This window comes from Pseudomonas shirazica (genome assembly GCF_015168335.1).
Taxonomy (GTDB): Bacteria; Pseudomonadota; Gammaproteobacteria; order Pseudomonadales; family Pseudomonadaceae; genus Aquipseudomonas; species Aquipseudomonas asiatica.
Window position 1 is genome coordinate 4,395,629 of the sequence record NZ_CP063456.1, and the last position, 16,073, is coordinate 4,411,701.

14 protein-coding genes are annotated in these 16,073 nt (G+C 64.3%); 8 read left to right on the forward strand and 6 right to left on the reverse strand.

The features are described from left to right. The first annotated feature begins 5 nt into the window (after window positions 1-5). The 5 genes from IMX18_RS20285 (at window position 6) to IMX18_RS20305 (ending at window position 5,803) form a co-directional block, all read left to right on the forward strand. Window positions 6-680 carry a heavy metal response regulator transcription factor gene (locus tag IMX18_RS20285; protein WP_015268985.1) on the forward strand — a complete coding sequence of 225 codons (675 nt, stop codon included), beginning with the start codon at window positions 6-8 and terminating at the stop codon, window positions 678-680. Further along, window positions 655-2,058 (forward strand): heavy metal sensor histidine kinase, encoded by a 1,404-nt coding sequence (locus tag IMX18_RS20290; protein ID WP_085720792.1) that lies wholly within the window; start codon window positions 655-657, stop codon window positions 2,056-2,058. The genes IMX18_RS20285 and IMX18_RS20290 overlap by 26 nt, the downstream gene beginning before the upstream one ends. A gap of 267 nt (window positions 2,059-2,325) precedes the next feature. Beyond that, window positions 2,326-2,550 (forward strand): hypothetical protein, encoded by a 225-nt coding sequence (locus IMX18_RS20295; RefSeq protein WP_054572341.1) that lies wholly within the window; start codon window positions 2,326-2,328, stop codon window positions 2,548-2,550. Between the two features lie 205 nt (window positions 2,551-2,755). Then, complete coding sequence (locus tag IMX18_RS20300) at window positions 2,756-4,090, forward strand: OprD family porin (protein WP_054572342.1); 1,335 nt, start codon at window positions 2,756-2,758, stop codon at window positions 4,088-4,090. A gap of 222 nt (window positions 4,091-4,312) precedes the next feature. Beyond that, window positions 4,313-5,803: a GGDEF domain-containing protein gene (locus tag IMX18_RS20305; RefSeq protein WP_015268981.1), complete on the forward strand. Its 1,491-nt coding sequence runs from the start codon at window positions 4,313-4,315 to the stop codon at window positions 5,801-5,803. On the opposite strand, the gene IMX18_RS20310 is transcribed toward IMX18_RS20305, so the two are convergent. Further along, window positions 5,800-6,276 (reverse strand): ferritin-like domain-containing protein, encoded by a 477-nt coding sequence (locus IMX18_RS20310; protein ID WP_013970965.1) that lies wholly within the window; start codon window positions 6,274-6,276, stop codon window positions 5,800-5,802. The genes IMX18_RS20305 and IMX18_RS20310 overlap by 4 nt on opposite strands. Before the next feature lie 203 nt (window positions 6,277-6,479). Here IMX18_RS20310 and IMX18_RS20315 point away from each other — a divergent pair, with 203 nt between their 5' ends. Beyond that, window positions 6,480-6,701, forward strand: a complete 222-nt coding sequence (locus IMX18_RS20315) for a DUF3820 family protein (RefSeq protein WP_015268980.1) — start codon at window positions 6,480-6,482, stop codon at window positions 6,699-6,701. Window positions 6,702-6,822: 121 nt separating this feature from the next. Here IMX18_RS20315 and IMX18_RS20320 read toward each other — a convergent pair whose 3' ends face one another. From IMX18_RS20320 to ptsP, 3 genes are read right to left on the reverse strand one after another with little or no spacing between them, the layout of a single operon-like run. Beyond that, complete coding sequence (locus tag IMX18_RS20320; protein ID WP_015268979.1) at window positions 6,823-8,562, reverse strand: PTS fructose-like transporter subunit IIB; 1,740 nt, start codon at window positions 8,560-8,562, stop codon at window positions 6,823-6,825. After that, on the reverse strand, window positions 8,559-9,506 hold the full coding sequence (gene pfkB, locus IMX18_RS20325; protein WP_015268978.1) for a 1-phosphofructokinase: 948 nt from the start codon (window positions 9,504-9,506) through the stop codon (window positions 8,559-8,561). Before pfkB ends, IMX18_RS20320 begins: the two co-directional genes overlap by 4 nt. Next, on the reverse strand, window positions 9,507-12,359 hold the full coding sequence (gene ptsP, locus IMX18_RS20330; protein WP_217190022.1) for a phosphoenolpyruvate--protein phosphotransferase: 2,853 nt from the start codon (window positions 12,357-12,359) through the stop codon (window positions 9,507-9,509). A 284-nt stretch (window positions 12,360-12,643) separates the two neighbouring features. Here ptsP and cra point away from each other — a divergent pair, with 284 nt between their 5' ends. Next, window positions 12,644-13,639 carry a catabolite repressor/activator gene (gene cra, locus IMX18_RS20335; RefSeq protein WP_004376064.1) on the forward strand — a complete coding sequence of 332 codons (996 nt, stop codon included), beginning with the start codon at window positions 12,644-12,646 and terminating at the stop codon, window positions 13,637-13,639. 2 nt (window positions 13,640-13,641) lie between these two features. Continuing rightward, window positions 13,642-14,418, forward strand: coding sequence for a TatD family hydrolase (locus IMX18_RS20340; RefSeq protein WP_102083587.1), 777 nt, complete (start codon window positions 13,642-13,644; stop codon window positions 14,416-14,418). Between the two features lie 126 nt (window positions 14,419-14,544). Here IMX18_RS20340 and ampE read toward each other — a convergent pair whose 3' ends face one another. Continuing rightward, complete coding sequence (gene ampE, locus IMX18_RS20345; protein ID WP_015268975.1) at window positions 14,545-15,375, reverse strand: regulatory signaling modulator protein AmpE; 831 nt, start codon at window positions 15,373-15,375, stop codon at window positions 14,545-14,547. Then, window positions 15,372-15,944: a 1,6-anhydro-N-acetylmuramyl-L-alanine amidase AmpD gene (gene ampD / locus IMX18_RS20350; RefSeq protein WP_096009897.1), complete on the reverse strand. Its 573-nt coding sequence runs from the start codon at window positions 15,942-15,944 to the stop codon at window positions 15,372-15,374. The genes ampE and ampD overlap by 4 nt, the downstream gene beginning before the upstream one ends. Window positions 15,945-16,073: the final 129 nt, after the last annotated feature.

A 16,073-nucleotide genomic window follows, 5' to 3' on the forward strand; every position in this document is an offset into this window, starting at 1 on the left:
AGACCATGCGTGTGCTGATCATCGAAGACGAAGAAAAAACCGCCGACTACCTGCATCGCGGCCTCAGCGAGCAGGGGTTTACCGTGGACCTGGCGCGGGACGGCATCGAGGGCCTGCACCTGGCCCTGGAAGGTGACTACGCGGTGATCGTGCTGGACGTGATGCTGCCGGGCATGGACGGCTATGGCGTGCTGCGCGCCCTGCGCGCACGCAAGCAGACGCCGGTCATCATGCTGACCGCCCGTGAAAGGGTCGAAGACCGTATCCATGGCCTGCGCGAGGGCGCCGACGACTACTTGGGCAAGCCGTTTTCCTTCCTCGAACTGGTCGCCCGCCTGCAAGCCCTGACACGCCGTAGCAGCAATCATGAACCGCTGCAGGTGCAGGTAGGTGACCTGTGGATCGACCTGATGGCGCGCAAGGCCACCCGCGCCGGCCAACGCCTTGAGCTGACGGCCAAGGAGTTCTCGCTGCTCAGCGTGCTGGCCCGCCGGCAGGGCGAAATTCTGTCAAAGACAGCGATTGCAGAGCTGGTCTGGGACATCAATTTCGACAGCGATGCCAACGTCGTCGAAGTGGCGATCAAGCGCCTGCGCGCCAAGCTCGACGGGCCTTTCGACAACAAGTTGCTGCACACCATCCGAGGCATGGGCTATGTCCTGGAAAGCCGTGCGGGGTAATTCCATCGCGCTGCGCCTGTCGGCGCTGTTCATCCTGGTGGCGCTGGGCGTGTTCCTGCTGATCGGTTCGGCGCTGTACCGCCAGGTAGACCGCAGCCTCGACCTGCTGCCGCAAGCCGAGCTGGACGCGCGCTTCAGTGTGCTCGAGTCCACCCTCAACCGCTTCGGCACACCGGAGCACTGGGTCAAGATCAACAACAAGCTCAACCTGCTAAGTGAAGAGGACAAGCGCATTCGCTTCTGGGTGGTCAGTAGCAATCCGGCCTACGAATACGGCCACCCCAGCGAGCTGGTCCGCGCCTTCGCCGAAGGCGTGCAGGGCATGCGCGACCTGCGCCTGCCTGACCGGCCCTACCCTTACAAGGTGCTGGTCAGCGAACTACCGGCACTGGGCGAGCGGCCGCCGCTGCGCTTTCTGATCGGCATCGACACCGAAACATTCTGGCAGGCGCAACATAGCCTGCTGGTGGCGATTGTCGGGCTGGCGGTGCTCGGCGTGCTGCTGGCCTCGCTGCTGGGCTACTGGGTGGCGCGCATCGGCCTGCGCCCACTGTTGGCGTTGTCCGTTGAGGCCCAGGCCCTGGCCCCACCGCGCCTGGACGGGCGCCTGCAGACCCACGCCCTGGCCCCGGAGCTTGCACAGTTTGCAGGTGCCTTCAATGCCGCACTGGACCGGGTAAGCCAGGCCTACTCGCGGCTGGAGGCGTTCAATGCCGACGTCGCCCACGAACTGCGCTCGCCGCTGACCAACCTAATCGGCCAGACCCAGGTTGCACTGACCCGAGGGCGCAGCGCCGAGCATTATTTCGAAGTGCTGCAATCGAACCTTGAGGAGCTGGAGCGCCTGCGCAGCATCATCAACGACATGCTGTTCCTGGCCAGTGCCGACCAGGGCAGCAAGGCCACTGCCCTGACCCAGGCCTCGCTGGCCCAGGAAGTGGCGACCACCCTGGACTACCTGGACTACATTCTCGAAGATGCGCAAGTCAGCGTGAGTGTGAGCGGTGACGCCCAGGCGCCCATCGAAAAGGCCCAGCTGCGCCGGGCGCTGATCAACCTGCTGAACAACGCCGTGCAGCACACCGCACCGCACCAGGTGATCGAGGTGCAGATCGCTGCCGGGCCGGAGCAGGTCAGTATCGCCGTGAGCAACCCGGGGCCGGCGATCGACGATGAGCACCTGCCGTTGTTGTTCGAACGCTTCTACCGGGTGGATGCGGCACGTAGCAACAGTGGTGGGGGTAACCATGGGTTGGGGTTGGCGATCGTCAAGGCGATTGCGCTGATGCATGGTGGGGAGGTGTTCGTGCGTAGTGCCGCGGGGGCCAATACCTTTGGTATCCAGTTACCAACCTCAAGGCCTACCCCTCCCGTGTAGGAGCAGCCTTGCGCTGCGAAAGGGCCGGTAGATCCCAATATCCTCTAATGCCTTCACTGGCCCTTTCGCAGCACAAGGCTGCTCCTACAAAGAAGCGCGGAAGTGCTCTAGGCTGCGGGTTTGCGGCGAAAGTCCAATTGCTTTTACTGCGATAGTTACCTTTTGCGCAACAGTGCTTATCGCTCTTCGCTCTGTTTCAAGTGCATTGAAAGGACTAACTTTACCCCCGTCCTCATTAGCACTTGCACCGCAAGAAGGTAGTTTCAAATGTCCAACAGTATGGGTATTGCCAGCGTCTTCGTCCTGTCTTCCCTGTTGTTGTCGCCCCTGGCCATGGCTGAAGAATCCAAGGCTTTCGTCACCCGTAATGCTGAGTTCGCCGCAGTCCACCAAGAGGCCCGCGAAGCCGTAGCCGCACAGCAGGTAGACACCGTAAAAGACGCTAACCAGACAGCTTCCAAGGTCTCTGTCGATGCCAATGCCGACAGCTGATCAAGTGCTGTCGCTGCTCCCGTTTTCCCTTGGCTACGCCATGGGCACTACCAGTGCCGATATGTTAGCCTTTTAAAGCCGCTGCCGATCAGCGGCTTTTTTTATGTGCTTCAACTATCAGCCAAGCTGTAACGTTCACCTATAAAAAAGACGCACATTCGAAAATAAAAACTGCCCCACCGCCAGACCCAAGGAGCTAGTACCGGTGCCTTCCGCGTTTCGTTTTACCCCGCTGTTCATTGCGTTGACTGCAACGATCCCTTTCGCCGCCCAGGCAGATGAAGACAAGGCTGATGGCTTCATCGAAGGCTCGTCCTTCAACCTGCATTTCCGTAATGCCTACTTCAACCGCGATAACCACAACGCCGGAGTGCGCGACACCCGCGAGTGGGGCCAAGGTGCGGTTGCACGTTTCGAGTCGGGCTACACCCCGGGTGTGGTCGGCTTTGGCCTGGACGCCCATGCCATGCTGGGTCTGAAGCTCGATGGGGGCGGCGGCCATGCTGGCACCAGCATCCTGCCGACCCACCAGAAGAACGAAGACGAACTGGGTGCTGCCCCGCACTCGTTCTCCACCGCCGGTGCCGCGGTCAAGCTCAAGGCGTTCGACACCGAGCTGAAAGCCGGTGACCTGTTCCTCACCAACCCGGTGATTGCTGGCGGCGAAACCCGCATGCTGCCGCAGACCTTCCGTGGTGTGAGCCTGACCAACACCAGCATCGACGGCCTGCTGCTCGAAGGCGGCCAGGTGAGCTTCACCAAGCCGTACAACCAGAGCGGCCACCGCCGCATCGACACCTACTACGGTTCGTTGGGCGAGCATGACAAAAGCAAGCACCTGAACTGGGCCGGCGCGTCGTGGAGTGGCACCCCGAACATCACTGCCAACCTGTATGCAGCCGAACTGAAGGACATCTGGAACCAGTACTACGCCGATTTCGACTACACCTATGTGGTCAACGATCTCGTCAGCCTGAACCCGGGCGTGCACTTCTATCACACTCAGGACACCGGCCAGGCACTGCTGGGCAAGATCGACAACAACACCTACAGCGTGCATTTCACCGTCAACGCCGGGTTCCACAGCGTCACCGCCGCCTATCAGCGGGTCAATGGCAACACGCCGTTCGACTACATCAACCTGGGCGACAGCGTCTACCTGGACAACTCGCGCATGTACTCGGACTTCAACGCACCGAACGAGCGCTCGTGGAAGCTGCAGTACAACTATGACTTCGCTGGTGTGGGCATCCCTGGCCTGAGTACGGTGCTGTCGTACTCGCGCGGTGAAGCCGACCTGACCAAGGCCACCCAGGACACTACCCACTACGACTACTACCGTGCCGATGGCAAGAACGCCATGCACTGGGAACGCGACGTAGACGTGAAGTACGTGTTCCAGGAAGGAGACCTCAAGGACCTGTCGGTGCTGGTGCGCTATGCCACCCACCGTGGCAGCCAGGGTTATGCGTCGATCGACAGCAACAGCGACAACGATGAACTGCGGGTGATCGTGGATTACCCATTGAACGTGTTCTGATCCAGACCCGGGTGCGAGGGCTTCGCCCTCGTTTCGCCGGCAAGCCAGCTCCCACCTTGACCGCATTGACCTCAAGCTTTTGCGGTACTTGTGGGAGCTGGCTTGCCGGCGATGGGCTGCGCAGCAGCCCCTGCGTGATTCCGTCGGACAAATCTTGTCCGACAATCCCCGCTTCCCTAGAATGTCGCCGCCGCGAATGGCCCTGCCCACGCAGTAGCGAGCATGACCTCCCGATCACCGCGTTTCGCACTCTACAGGTCACACCCCGAGCTGCTCCTCAACCTGGGCAGTTGCCTTGCCGTGCTCGCCATCGTGGCCATCGTCAGCTACCTGCTGGCGCGGGAGCGCGACAATATCGAGCTGTCGGCGATCCGCTCGTCCAACAATATTGTCCAGCTGATCGAAAGCGACATCCTGCGCAACGTCGAACTCTACGACCAGTCGCTGCAGGGCCTGATCTGGGCGGTCGGGCGCAAGGAGCTGCCGGAAATACCCGGCCCGGTGCGCCAACGCCTGCTATTCAATGAAGCCTTCGTCGACCGCAAGCGCGGTGACGTGCTGTGGCTGGACAAGCAAGGCAACGTGGTGGGCGACTCCACCAGCAGCGTGCCACGCAAGGCCAACTTCAGCGGTACAGGGGTATTCCAGGCCCATCTGCACAACGCCAACCTCGGCCTGCTGGTCGGCCCGCCATTCAAGGCCAGGCTCGGCGACCTGGATTGGTGCATCAGTTTCAGCCGGCGCATTTCCGGGCCCAATGGCGAGTTCGTCGGCCTGGCCGCGGGGGCACTGCGCCTGTCGTACTTCAGTGACCTGTTCCAGCGCCTGGACATCGGCGACGATAGCAGCATCAACCTGCTCAACACAGACGGCCAACTGTTGGCCCGCCAGCCCAGCCGCGCGCAAGACCCGGCGATTGGCAGCAATTATGCCGAACGGCCCAATTTCAAACGCATTCTCAGCGAGCAGAACGGCAGCTTTACCGCACGCTCCAGCCGCAACGGCACCCCGCGCATGTACACCTTTGCCCGGGTCGCTCAGTTGCCGCTGATCGTGCTGGTCGTGCGTTCGGCCGATGAAGTTTTCGAGTCGTGGCGCCGCACTGCGATCGTGGTCGGCGTCGCCACAGGGGTACTGTGTGTGGGTATCCTCTGGCTGACCCTGCTGCTGGGCCGCGAGTTGCGCCGCCGGCAAGAGGCCGAACAGGGTCTGGCCAACCTGGCCGCCACCGACAGCCTGACCGGCTTGCCCAACCGCCGCCACCTGGACCAGGTACTCCGTCAGGAATGGGCCCGCGCCCAGCGCAATCGCAAGTCATTGGCAGTGCTGATGGTGGATGTGGATCACTTCAAGGCATTCAACCAGCGCCACGGCCACGCCGGTGGCGACCATGCCTTGCGCGAAGTGGCCAGGACCATCGAGGCGTGCATCCGGCGCCCGGCCGATCTGGCGGCGCGCTATGGGGGTGAAGAATTCCAGGTGGTGTTGCCGGAAACTGACCTGGCCGGTGCGCAACTGCTGGCGGAGCGCATCCGCGCCAGCGTCGAGGCGCTGGCACCGTTTGCCGACGATGCCCACTCTGTCACGGTGAGCATCGGCATTGGCCTGTCAGGCACCCAGCACGACCTGGCGAGGGTGCTGGGTGCTGCCGATGAAGCGCTCTACCGGGCCAAGGCCAAAGGCCGCAACCGGGTAGAGGGGCCTGCGGACTAGCTGCGGGCGCGCGCGGCGTTGCGCAAGGCTCTGACCTGATCATGGTTACGCTGCACACCTTGCAGCTGTTTTTCCACCAAGGTGTAGGTCTGGTCGCTGGCGGTGCGGCCCAGCTTGACCAGTTTCTCGCGAGCTTCCTTGTAGGCCTTGAGGGCATGGTCCTCGCCCCGCTCCACCTCGTTCAGCACCGCTTCCTCATCCTTGCCGGTGACCATCGCCTTGAGGTTTACCCAACCCCGATGCAGGTCACCGCTGATGCTGGTGGAGGTTTCCGGGTCGCCACCCAGGCGACGCACTTCGCTCTGCAGTTCGCCGGCGGCATTGGCGCACTCACCGGCACGTTGAACGAAGAACGCTTTAAGTTCGGGGTTCTTCACATCATCGGCCGAGGCCTTGAAACCTTTCTCACCATCCTTGCTGTACTCGATCAGGTCGTTGAGCACGTCGATCACGTCTTTGTTGGGATTGCTCATGGCACAAACTCCTTGGCAGGTGATAGTCATCTGTAAAAGAGCAGCGTTCGTGCCAAGCGAGGACTATCTATAAAGTCCTTAAAAATCAACAACATAAAAACATAAGGTCTGAGCTTGATCACGGCGTTCTGCATGATTGCCGCTTGGGCCTTCGTGCAGATTGCAGTATGGTCGGCGCTTTTCAACAGCCAGGTGCGCCGATGATGAAGCCGGAAACCCTCGAACTGCTGGTCACCCGCACCATGCCGTTTGGCAAGTACCAGGGACGAATCATTGCCGACCTGCCAGGGGATTACCTGGCCTGGTTTGCGCGCAAGGGTTTCCCGGCGGGGGAATTGGGTGGGTTGCTGGCGCTGATGCACGAGATCGATCACAACGGGCTGGGCGATCTGCTTGTGCCGTTGCGGCAGAAGCACGGGCGTTGACCTGTTCCGGCCTCTTCGCGGGCACGCCCGCTCCCACAGTTACTGCATGATCCTGAAGCTTGCAGTGACCCTGTGGGAGCGGGCGTGCCCGCGAAGAGGCCAGTAAGGCCCGCTGAAATCTCTAACCCTTCACCGGCGCTACCGCCAACTCCACCCGCTCGCTCTTCTTGATCACCGCATACACCACCGCCGTCAGCAGGCTGCCCGCCACGATCGCCAACAAGTACAGCAGCGCATGGTTGATCGCATTGGGTATCAGCAACACGAACAGGCCGCCGTGCGGCGCCATCAGCTTGCAGCCGAAGTACATCGACAATGCCCCGGTCAATGCCCCGCCGGCCACGCTGGCCGGGATCACCCGCAGCGGGTCCTTGGCGGCAAACGGGATCGCCCCTTCGGATATGAAGCACAGCCCCAGCGCCAGGGCCGCCTTGCCCGCTTCACGCTCGCTCTGGGCAAACTTGCGTCGGGCCAGGAAGCTGGCGATACCCAGGCCAATCGGCGGCACCATGCCGGCGGCCATGGTCGCTGCCATCGGTGCATAGCTCGACGAGGCCAACAGCCCCACCGAGAAGGCATAGGCGGCCTTGTTGATCGGCCCTCCCAGATCGACGCACATCATGCCGCCCAGCAACAGGCCCAAGAGGATGGCATTGGTGGTGCCCATGCTGTCGAGAAAATGCGTGAGCCCTTCCAGCATCGCCGCCACCGGCTGGCCGACCACGTAGATCATCACCAGGCCGGTGAACAGGCTGGCCAGCAGCGGGATGATCAGGATCGGCTTGAGTGCCTCCAGGCTGCTGGGCAGGCGCGCCCAGCGGGCAATGGCCTTGGCGCTGTAGCCGGCGAGGAAGCCGGCGACGATACCACCGATGAAACCGGCGCCCAGGGTGCTGGCCAGCAGGCCGCCGATCATGCCGGGCGCCAGCCCCGGGCGGTCGGCGATGGACCAGGCGATGTAGCCCGCCAGCAGCGGCACCATCAACTTGAACGCAGCCTCGCCACCGATCTGCATCAACGCCGCCGGCAAGGTGCCCGCTTCTTTGTAAGCCTCGATACCGAATACGAACGACAGGGCAATCAGCAGGCCGCCAGCCACCACCATCGGCAGCATGAACGACACGCCTGTGAGCAGGTGCTTGTATACCCCGCTCTTCTCGCCCTTGGCTGGCGTGCTCGCCGCTGCGGCATCGCCGCTGTTTTCCACCTTGGCATCAGCCAGGGCCTTGTCGAGGGTCGCGCGGGCCTGCTTGAGGGCGATACCGGTGCCACAACGGTAAATGCGCTTGCCAGCGAAACGCGCGGTGGGCACTTCGATGTCGGCGGCCAGCAGCACTACATCCGCTGCTGCGATGGCTTCGGCAGACAAGGGGTTGCGCGCACCGACCGAGCCCTGGGTCTCGACGGTGAGCTCGTAGCCCAGTTGCTGCGCAGCCTGCTGCAAGGCTTCCGCGGCCATGAATGTATGCGCGACGCCAGTCGGGCAAGCCGTGACGGCGACGATGCGTGCGCCAGCGCTGCCAGTTTCAGCCGGAAGGCCTGGCACCGTGGCCAGCAGACGGGCGTTGGAAGCCGCCTCATCGAGGAAGCCTTCGCGGTCGGCCAAAGCCTGGGATGGCGTGCTCTGGTACACGCGCTTGCCGACGAAACGCTCCAGGTCCACCGGGCCGGTGCTGACCACCAGCACCCAGTCGGCCTCGGCGATCTGCGTGGCGCTCAGTTGCCGCTCGGGGTGGCCGGCATCCTGCACTTCGACGCTGGTACTCCAGCCTCGCCGCTGGGCTGCGGCGGACAGCAAGCGCGCGCTCAGCACGCTTGATACCTGGCCGTTGGGGCAGGCAGTGACAATGGCAATGTTCATCGGCAACCCTCTTTTTGTTCTTTCAGTTGCACGGCAGCTTCCAGACGCGCCAGTTGCTCGCGGTCAAGGATGCCGAAACCAACCTGGGTAACAGCCTGTGCAGCGATGGCGGTTGCACGGGTCAAGGTCTGCGCCGGGGCTTCGCCCTGCAGCAGGCCGTGGACCATGCCGGCCACCAGCGAATCACCTGCACCCACTGTGCTGGCAACCTGCACCTTGGGCGGGCAAGCATGTACGGCATGGCCGTGGGTGAACCAGCTGACGCCCTGCTCTCCCGCCGACACCACCACGTGTTCGACGCCACTGGCCAGCAGGCGCTCGGCAGCAGCGCGCTGCTGCGCCGGGTTATCCACAGCCAGGCCGAGCACCTCGCCCAACTCTTCGGTATTGGGCTTGACCAGCCAGGGCGAGCTCTGCAGGCCGGCACGCAGGGCTTCGCCGCTGCTGTCCAGGGCCACCTTCAGGCCTTGCGCCTTGAGCTGTTCGAGCAACTGTCGGAACCAGTCGGCGCTGATCCCACGCGGCAGGCTACCAGCCACCACCACCGCATCGTGGCCCGGGGCAACCTGCGCCAGGCAGCGCAGCAATGCACTGCGCGCCGCTTCGTCGACTTCCGGGCCTTGGCCGTTGATGTCGGTGACACGGCCATCGGCTTCGACCAGCTTGATATTACTGCGGGTTTCGCCCGGCACGCGGACAAAGCAGTCGACGAAGCCGCGCCAGTCGATCAGCGCCTCGAAAGGCTGCAGGTTGTCACGCCCGAGGAAGCCGCCAACAGTGACGGTGTGGCCCAGGTCGGCCAGTACCTGGGCAACGTTCAGCCCCTTGCCTGCGGCGTGGCTGTGCTGCTCCTGGCTGCGATTGACCTGCCCTGGGCGCAGGGTACCCAGGCCGATGGTGATATCCAGCGCAGGGTTCAGGGTGAGGGTGAGGATCTTGGCCATTCAGTAACGCTCCACCAGCGCGCGAACCGCTGCGGCGCTGTCCTGTTGCAGGGCCTCGCGCGCCAGGGCGCGGGCCGTCTGGTGATCGGCCTGGCGAACCAGGGCCTTGACTTCGGCAATGCTGCGCGCGGCGACGCTGAGTTCGTCCACGTCCAGGCCCAGCAGCACGGCCACTGCCTGCGGGTCGGCCGCCAGCTCGCCGCACACGCCCACCCACTTGCCATGGGCATGGGCGGCGCGCACGGTCATGTCGATCAGGCTGAGCACCGCCGGGTGCAGGCCGTCGGCCTGGGCCGAGAGACTGGGGTGACCACGGTCGATGGCCAAGGTGTACTGGGTCAGGTCGTTGGTGCCGATGCTGAAAAAGTCCACTTCGCGCGCCAGTTGTGGTGCCAACAGCGCTGCCGAGGGCACTTCGACCATGATACCCAGTTGCAGGTCGGCTACCGGGATCTCGGCGCGCAGGCGCTCGACCATGGCGCGCGCCTCGCGCCATTCATGCACCTGCCCGACCATCGGGAACATGATGCGCAGCGGGCGCTGGTCGGCAGCGCGCAGCAAGGCGCGCAACTGGTCTTCCATCACCTGCGGGCGCTGCAGGGTAAGGCGTATGCCGCGCACACCGAGGAACGGGTTTTCCTCGGCAGCGATCGGCCAGTACGGCAGCGGCTTGTCGCCACCAACATCGAGGGTGCGCACCACCAGCGGGCGCCCGTCGAGGCCATCGAGCACGCGGCGGTACTCGGCTTCCTGGGTCGCCACGTCCGGGGCCTGGGTGTGGGCCATGAAAATCAACTCGGTGCGCAGCAGGCCCACGCCTTCGGCGCCCTGCTCCACTACCTTGGCGATGCCGTTGCTCTCGCCGATGTTGGCAAACACCTCGACAGCGTGACCATCGCGAGTGACCGCCGGCTCGAAGCGGTTGGCCCAGGCGGCCTGCAAGCGTTGCTCGCGCAGGTCGCGCTCGGCCAGGGCCTTTTGCAGTTCATCCGCCGGCGGCGCCACGCTGACCACGCCACGCTGGCCATCGAGCAGCAACGGCGTGCCGCTGTCCAACAGCAGTATCGACGCCCCCGCGCCCACCACCGCCGGAATACCCAAGGCACGGGCGACGATGGCACTGTGGGCGGTGGCGCCACCCTGAGCGGTGACGATACCGGCGACGCGGCTCGGGTCCAGCCGGGCGACATCGGACGGGCCGACTTCGGTCATTACCAGCACGTAGGGTTGCTCGGGTTCAGCCTGGGCCTGCACGCCACACAACTGCGCCAGCACGCGGCGGCCGATGTCACGCAGGTCGGCAGCACGTTCGGCGAGCAAGGCATCGTGCAGCGACTCCTGTTGACGCGCCGCCGCCTCGATCACTGCCATCCATGCTGCCGCGGCGCTTTCGCCCTGGCCCAGGCGCTGCTCGACATCGTCGCTCAGGGCCGGGTCTGCGAGCATTTCCTGATGGGTGACGAAGATTTCGCCAATGGCCTTGTCGCTGCGCTGGACCAAGGCCTGCAGCTCGCCATTCACGGTCGCCACAGCTTCACGCAGCTTCTGCCGCTCCTGGGCGCAGGACTCACCGCGCAGGGGGTAGTCGAACTCACGCTCGACACACACATGGGCCGGGCCACAGGCAATGCCGGGCGCAGCACCCACGCCGTGGATACGGCTACCGGCCGCGGGCGCTTGCAGCACTTCGGCCGCTGCGCCAGCTACAACCTCAGCACTCTGCGGCAGTGGCTCCACCTCTTCACCCAGGCCTTGTTCGATGGCGGCCAACAGCACCGGCAAGGCATCGGGGGCGATGCCGGGCTCAGCCACCAGTTCCAGTGTCTGGCCACGTCGGGCGCCGAGACTGAGCAGCTTGCTCAGGCTCTTCACCGACACCGCCGGCTGCGCGCTATCCGCCAGCCGCACACGGATTTCCCCATCGAAACCTTTGGCCAGTTGCGCCAATACCTTTGCCGGGCGGGCATGCAAACCGTGCGGGTTGGCCAGCACCACGCGCGCACTGGGCCAGCCTGCCGGCGCCTCACCGCCTAGCACCTCCAGCACCGCGCGGCTGCTGGTGGCCTGGTAGAGCATCTGCCCGCGGCCTTCGATCAGCACTTCGCACAGGCGTTCGAGCAAGGCCTGGTGGGCTGCACCGAGGCTGGCCAGGCAGAACAGGCCGTTGAGCGGTTGGTCGCGGTAACGCAGCGGCTGCTGCGGGGTGATGAAGGCCAGCCCCGGCTGGCGCACCTGGCGCTCGCTGTGCAGCCACCACAGGCCCTCGCCCAGCGGCAGCGGTTCGGCCTGCTGCAGGACGGCGGCAAAACCGCTATCGACGCAGTCGGCGCGCTGTAACAGGCGGGCGCCGCGCCAGGCCAGTTCATCGAAGTCTTCGGCCGGCAGGTTCAGGCCGACCAACTGCGCATCCAGCGCCAGTTCCTGAGGCGCGCCCTGCAACAGCTTCAGCAACGCCTCCGCGGAACCGGCGCGGCGCAGAGCTTCGGCCAGGTCGGTCTCGCCCAGGGCGCGGGTCAGCAGTTGCAACAGGCGCAGGTGCTCATCGGAACGGGCAGCGATGCCGATAGCCAGATAGACCATCTGGCCATCGCCCCAGTCCACGCCCTCGGGAAACTGCAACAGGCGCACGCCGGTGGCGTACACCAGGTCACGGGTCTGCGGCGTGCCATGGGGGATGGCAATGCCCTGCCCAAGGAAGGTGGAGCCTTGTGCCTCTCGGGCCTGCAGCCCTTGCAGGTATCCCTCGGCGACCAGGCCGTCAGCGACCAGCCGGTCGGCCAGCAGGCGCAATGCCTCGGCCTTGTCGGCGGCCTTCTGGCCCATGGCTATCTGCTCCTTGGCGAGCTCGAGCATGACCTTCTCCTTTTGCAGTTCCCGGTCGGGTACTGGAGTATTGTTGTGGAATTCACATGAACGGCCAGTTCAACAGCCTTGCACCGATGGCAGCCGAGGCAGAAAATTCGGCAGCTGAAACGATTAATCTGACCAGGCGGCCACGTTACTCGATAATCTGCCGATGAAAAAGCCCCATCCTGTCGGACAATTGCGACAATGGTCGTCTGCGCGTGGCGCCCTCGCCGGGTCAAACTACCCGGTCAGGGCTCACAGCCAGCCCCGGTAATAACAAGGAAAATTCGGTGAAACTCAGCGATATCGCCCGTCTGGCCGGTGTGTCCGTGACCACTGCCAGCTACGTCATCAATGGCAAGGCCGAACAGCAGCGCATCAGCAACAGCACTGTCGAGCGGGTACGCGCGGTGGTCGAGGCCCACGGCTTCACCCCCAACCCGCAGGCCGCTGGCCTGCGCAGCCGGCATACCCGCACTCTGGGCTTCATTCTCCCGGATCTGGAGAACCCCAGCTACGCCCGCATTGCCAAGCAGCTCGAACAAGGTGCCCGCGCCCGTGGCTACCAGTTGCTGATTGCCAGCAGCGACGACCAGCCCGACAGCGAGCGCCAGTTGCAACAGCTGTTCCGCGCCCGCCGTTGCGATGCACTGTTCGTCGCCAGCTGCCTGCCGCCAGAAGACGACAGCTACCGCGAGCTGCAGGACAAAGGCCTGCCGGTAATCGCCATCGACCGCCGCCTGGACCCTGCGCACTTCTGCTCGGTGATCAGCGACGACCGCGACGCCAGCCGCCAGCTGGCCGCCAGCTTGTTGAGCGCCGCCCCGCGCAGCATCGCCTTGATCGGCGCCCGCCCCGAGCTGTCGGTCAGCCAGGCACGTGCCGGTGGCTTCGACGAAGCCCTGCAAGGCTATGCCGGCGAGGTTCGCCGCTATCAGGGCGAAGCGTTCAGCCGAGAGTGCGGCCAGCGCCTGATGCAGCAACTGATCGATGACCTTGGCGGCCTGCCGGATGCCCTGGTGACAACCTCCTACGTGCTGCTGCAAGGGGTGTTCGACACCCTGCAGGCGCGCACTGCCGACTCACGCCAGCTGCAGCTGGGTACCTTTGGCGACAACCAGTTGCTCGACTTCCTGCCGCTGCCAGTCAATGCCATGGCCCAGCAGCATGGCCTGATTGCCGCCACCGCGCTGGAACTGGCACTGGCCGCGATCGAGGACAAACGCTACGAACCTGGCGTGCATGCCGTCGGTCGAACGTTCAAGCAACGCATTACAGCGGCCTGAATATGCGCCTGATCGACACCCACACCCACCTGGACTTCCCCGACTTCGACGCCGACCGCCAACAACTGCTGGCCAACGCGGTGTCGCGCGGGGTGGAGAGGATGGTGGTGCTGGGGGTGTACCAGGCGAATTTCCAGCGGGTGTGGGACCTGGCCTGTGCCGACCAGCGCCTGTTCGCCGCGCTCGGCCTGCACCCGATCTACCTTGACCAGCATCGCCCGGAGCACCTGGCGCAGCTGCGCGAGTGGCTGGAGCGCCTGCGCGGCGACCCACGGCTATGTGCCGTGGGCGAGTTTGGCCTGGACTATTACCTCGAAGACCTGGACAAGGCCCGCCAGCAGGCGCTGTTCGAAGCGCAACTGCAGATGGCCTGCGACTTTGAACTGCCCGCCCTGCTCCACGTGCGCCGCAGCCATGCGCAGGTGATCGCCACGCTCAAGCGCTACAAGCCGGCGCGGGCGGGGGTGATACATGCGTTTGCCGGCAGTTACGAAGAGGCCCGCGAGTACATCAAGCTGGGCTTCCGGCTTGGGCTTGGCGGTGCGGGTACCTGGCCGCAGGCCCTACGGCTGCGCAAGACCCTGGCGCGGTTGCCGCTGGACAGCGTGGTGCTGGAGACCGATGCGCCGGACATGGCGCCGGTTATGTTCCCCGGGGTAAGGAACAGCCCGGAACACCTGCCGGAGATTGCCGGGGCGCTGGCGCAGGTGATGGGTGTGGAAGTTGGCGAACTGGCTCAAGCCAGCACCCGCAATGCTTGCGAGTTGTTTGGCTGGTAGCTGAAGTGCTGCACCTGCGTGGGCCTCTTCGCGGGCTTGCCCGCTCCTACAGGGACCGCGCAAATCTCGAGGCCGGCGCAGTACCTGTGGGAGCGGGCAAGCCCGCGAAGAAGCCAGCGTGTCAGTTCAGACAAGCACCGTCCACAGCGCAAACCCGGCATACCACAGCACCGCACAGCGCAGCAGCAGCTCCCACAGGCTGTCGAGCCGCCCCAGCCCGCGCTGGCTGTCTTCTTCTTCGGGAATGTCATCGGCAATGCGCCCGACCCTGGCAACCAGGTGGGCGGCGCTGATGTGCCAGTTGAGCACCTCGTGCAGCATCACCCGGGTGACCGCGAGAAAGTTGCCGACCAGGGCGAAACTCAAGGCCAGCACCCGTACCGGCAGCCAGTCCATGATATGCCTGAGCTGCTCGGCACGGGCCTTCAACGCCGGTTGCTTGCTGTGTTCGCCACACAGAGCCAGCAAGCGATAGGCCAGGGCTGCACCCGGGCCCAGCACGAAGTACCAGAAGATCACCGCGAAAAAGCCTTGGTACACCTGCCACAGCAGGTTGCCCTGCACCTGCACCAACAGGCTTTGCGGCTCGTCGGCCGCCAGACCTAGGTCGCGCTCGGCCACGTGCAGCGCGGCCTGGTCATCACCGCGCCGCCAGGCATCACGGAACGGCCCCATCGATGCCTTGGCATCGCCGCGGCCCAGACTGTAGATCAGCACCAGCAGGTGCACCGGCAACGCCAGCAAGCCATACGCCACCGGGTCCAGAACATGCAGCAGCAAAACCAGCAGCGCTACCGGTGCCAACACCAGAATGGCCAGCGTCCACCATGGGTGCACCTTGCCGCTGCGCTCCAGGCGCACCAGTTCGCCGAGGAAGAACCCATCTCGCTGCACCTGATGGCGCAGGGCCGAGAACTTCTCGACCCAAAGCGCCAGCAACAACACCAGAAAACTCATGCCTTTTCCTCGTTTTGCTGCAGCGCCTTTCGGTAGCGCGGCCAGTCGAAGGCCGGGCCGGGGTCGGTCTTGCGCTGCGGGGCAATGTCGCTATGGCCCTGGATGCGGTCCAGCCCGATGGCCGGCCAGGCACCGCGGATGTGCCGGGTAAGTTGCTCCAGCACCGCGTACTGGGCATCGGTATAGGGCAGGTCGTCGGTGCCTTCCAGTTCTATACCGATGGAGAAATCGTTACAGCCTTCACGCCCGTCGAAGCACGACACACCAGCATGCCAGGCGCGGTCGAGCAACGACACGAACTGGGTCACCGCACCGTCACGCTCGACGAACAGGTGCGCCGATACGGTCAGGTGGTTGATGCTGGCGAAGTACGAGTGCTCATTGGGGTCCAGGCGGTTCTGGAAGAATTGCTGGACCTTGCCGGTACCGAAGCAGGCCGGCGGCAGGCTGATGTTGTGAATAACCAGCAGGGAAATCGATTCGCCTTCGGGGCGAGCATTGAAGTTCGGCGAGGGGCAGTGGGTGATTCCGATTCCGTGGAACCAGCCAGTGGCACGGTCCAATTGCATGGGGCAGATCCTGAGAGCGCCGTGAACAGGTCAACAGTATGCCCTGCGGCCAACGGCGTTTGCATGTGAATCATTGTAATGCTGTGGGAGCGGGCGTGCCCGCGAACACCGGCGCAGCCGGTGCCATCC

What these genes read in the sequence shown, in the direction of transcription:
- IMX18_RS20285 (WP_015268985.1), top strand. Translation starts at nt 6, where the DNA reads ATGCGTGTGCTGATCATCGAAGACGAAGAAAAAACCGCCGACTACCTG.
- IMX18_RS20290 (WP_085720792.1), top strand. Translation starts at nt 655, where the DNA reads ATGTCCTGGAAAGCCGTGCGGGGTAATTCCATCGCGCTGCGCCTGTCG.
- IMX18_RS20295 (WP_054572341.1), top strand. Translation starts at nt 2,326, where the DNA reads ATGTCCAACAGTATGGGTATTGCCAGCGTCTTCGTCCTGTCTTCCCTG.
- IMX18_RS20305 (WP_015268981.1), top strand. Translation starts at nt 4,313, where the DNA reads ATGACCTCCCGATCACCGCGTTTCGCACTCTACAGGTCACACCCCGAG.
- IMX18_RS20310 (WP_013970965.1), bottom strand. Translation starts at nt 6,276, where the DNA reads ATGAGCAATCCCAACAAAGACGTGATCGACGTGCTCAACGACCTGATC.
- IMX18_RS20315 (WP_015268980.1), top strand. Translation starts at nt 6,480, where the DNA reads ATGAAGCCGGAAACCCTCGAACTGCTGGTCACCCGCACCATGCCGTTT.
- IMX18_RS20320 (WP_015268979.1), bottom strand. Translation starts at nt 8,562, where the DNA reads ATGAACATTGCCATTGTCACTGCCTGCCCCAACGGCCAGGTATCAAGC.
- pfkB (WP_015268978.1), bottom strand. Translation starts at nt 9,506, where the DNA reads ATGGCCAAGATCCTCACCCTCACCCTGAACCCTGCGCTGGATATCACC.
- ptsP (WP_217190022.1), bottom strand. Translation starts at nt 12,359, where the DNA reads ATGCTCGAGCTCGCCAAGGAGCAGATAGCCATGGGCCAGAAGGCCGCC.
- IMX18_RS20340 (WP_102083587.1), top strand. Translation starts at nt 13,642, where the DNA reads ATGCGCCTGATCGACACCCACACCCACCTGGACTTCCCCGACTTCGAC.
- ampE (WP_015268975.1), bottom strand. Translation starts at nt 15,375, where the DNA reads ATGAGTTTTCTGGTGTTGTTGCTGGCGCTTTGGGTCGAGAAGTTCTCG.
- ampD (WP_096009897.1), bottom strand. Translation starts at nt 15,944, where the DNA reads ATGCAATTGGACCGTGCCACTGGCTGGTTCCACGGAATCGGAATCACC.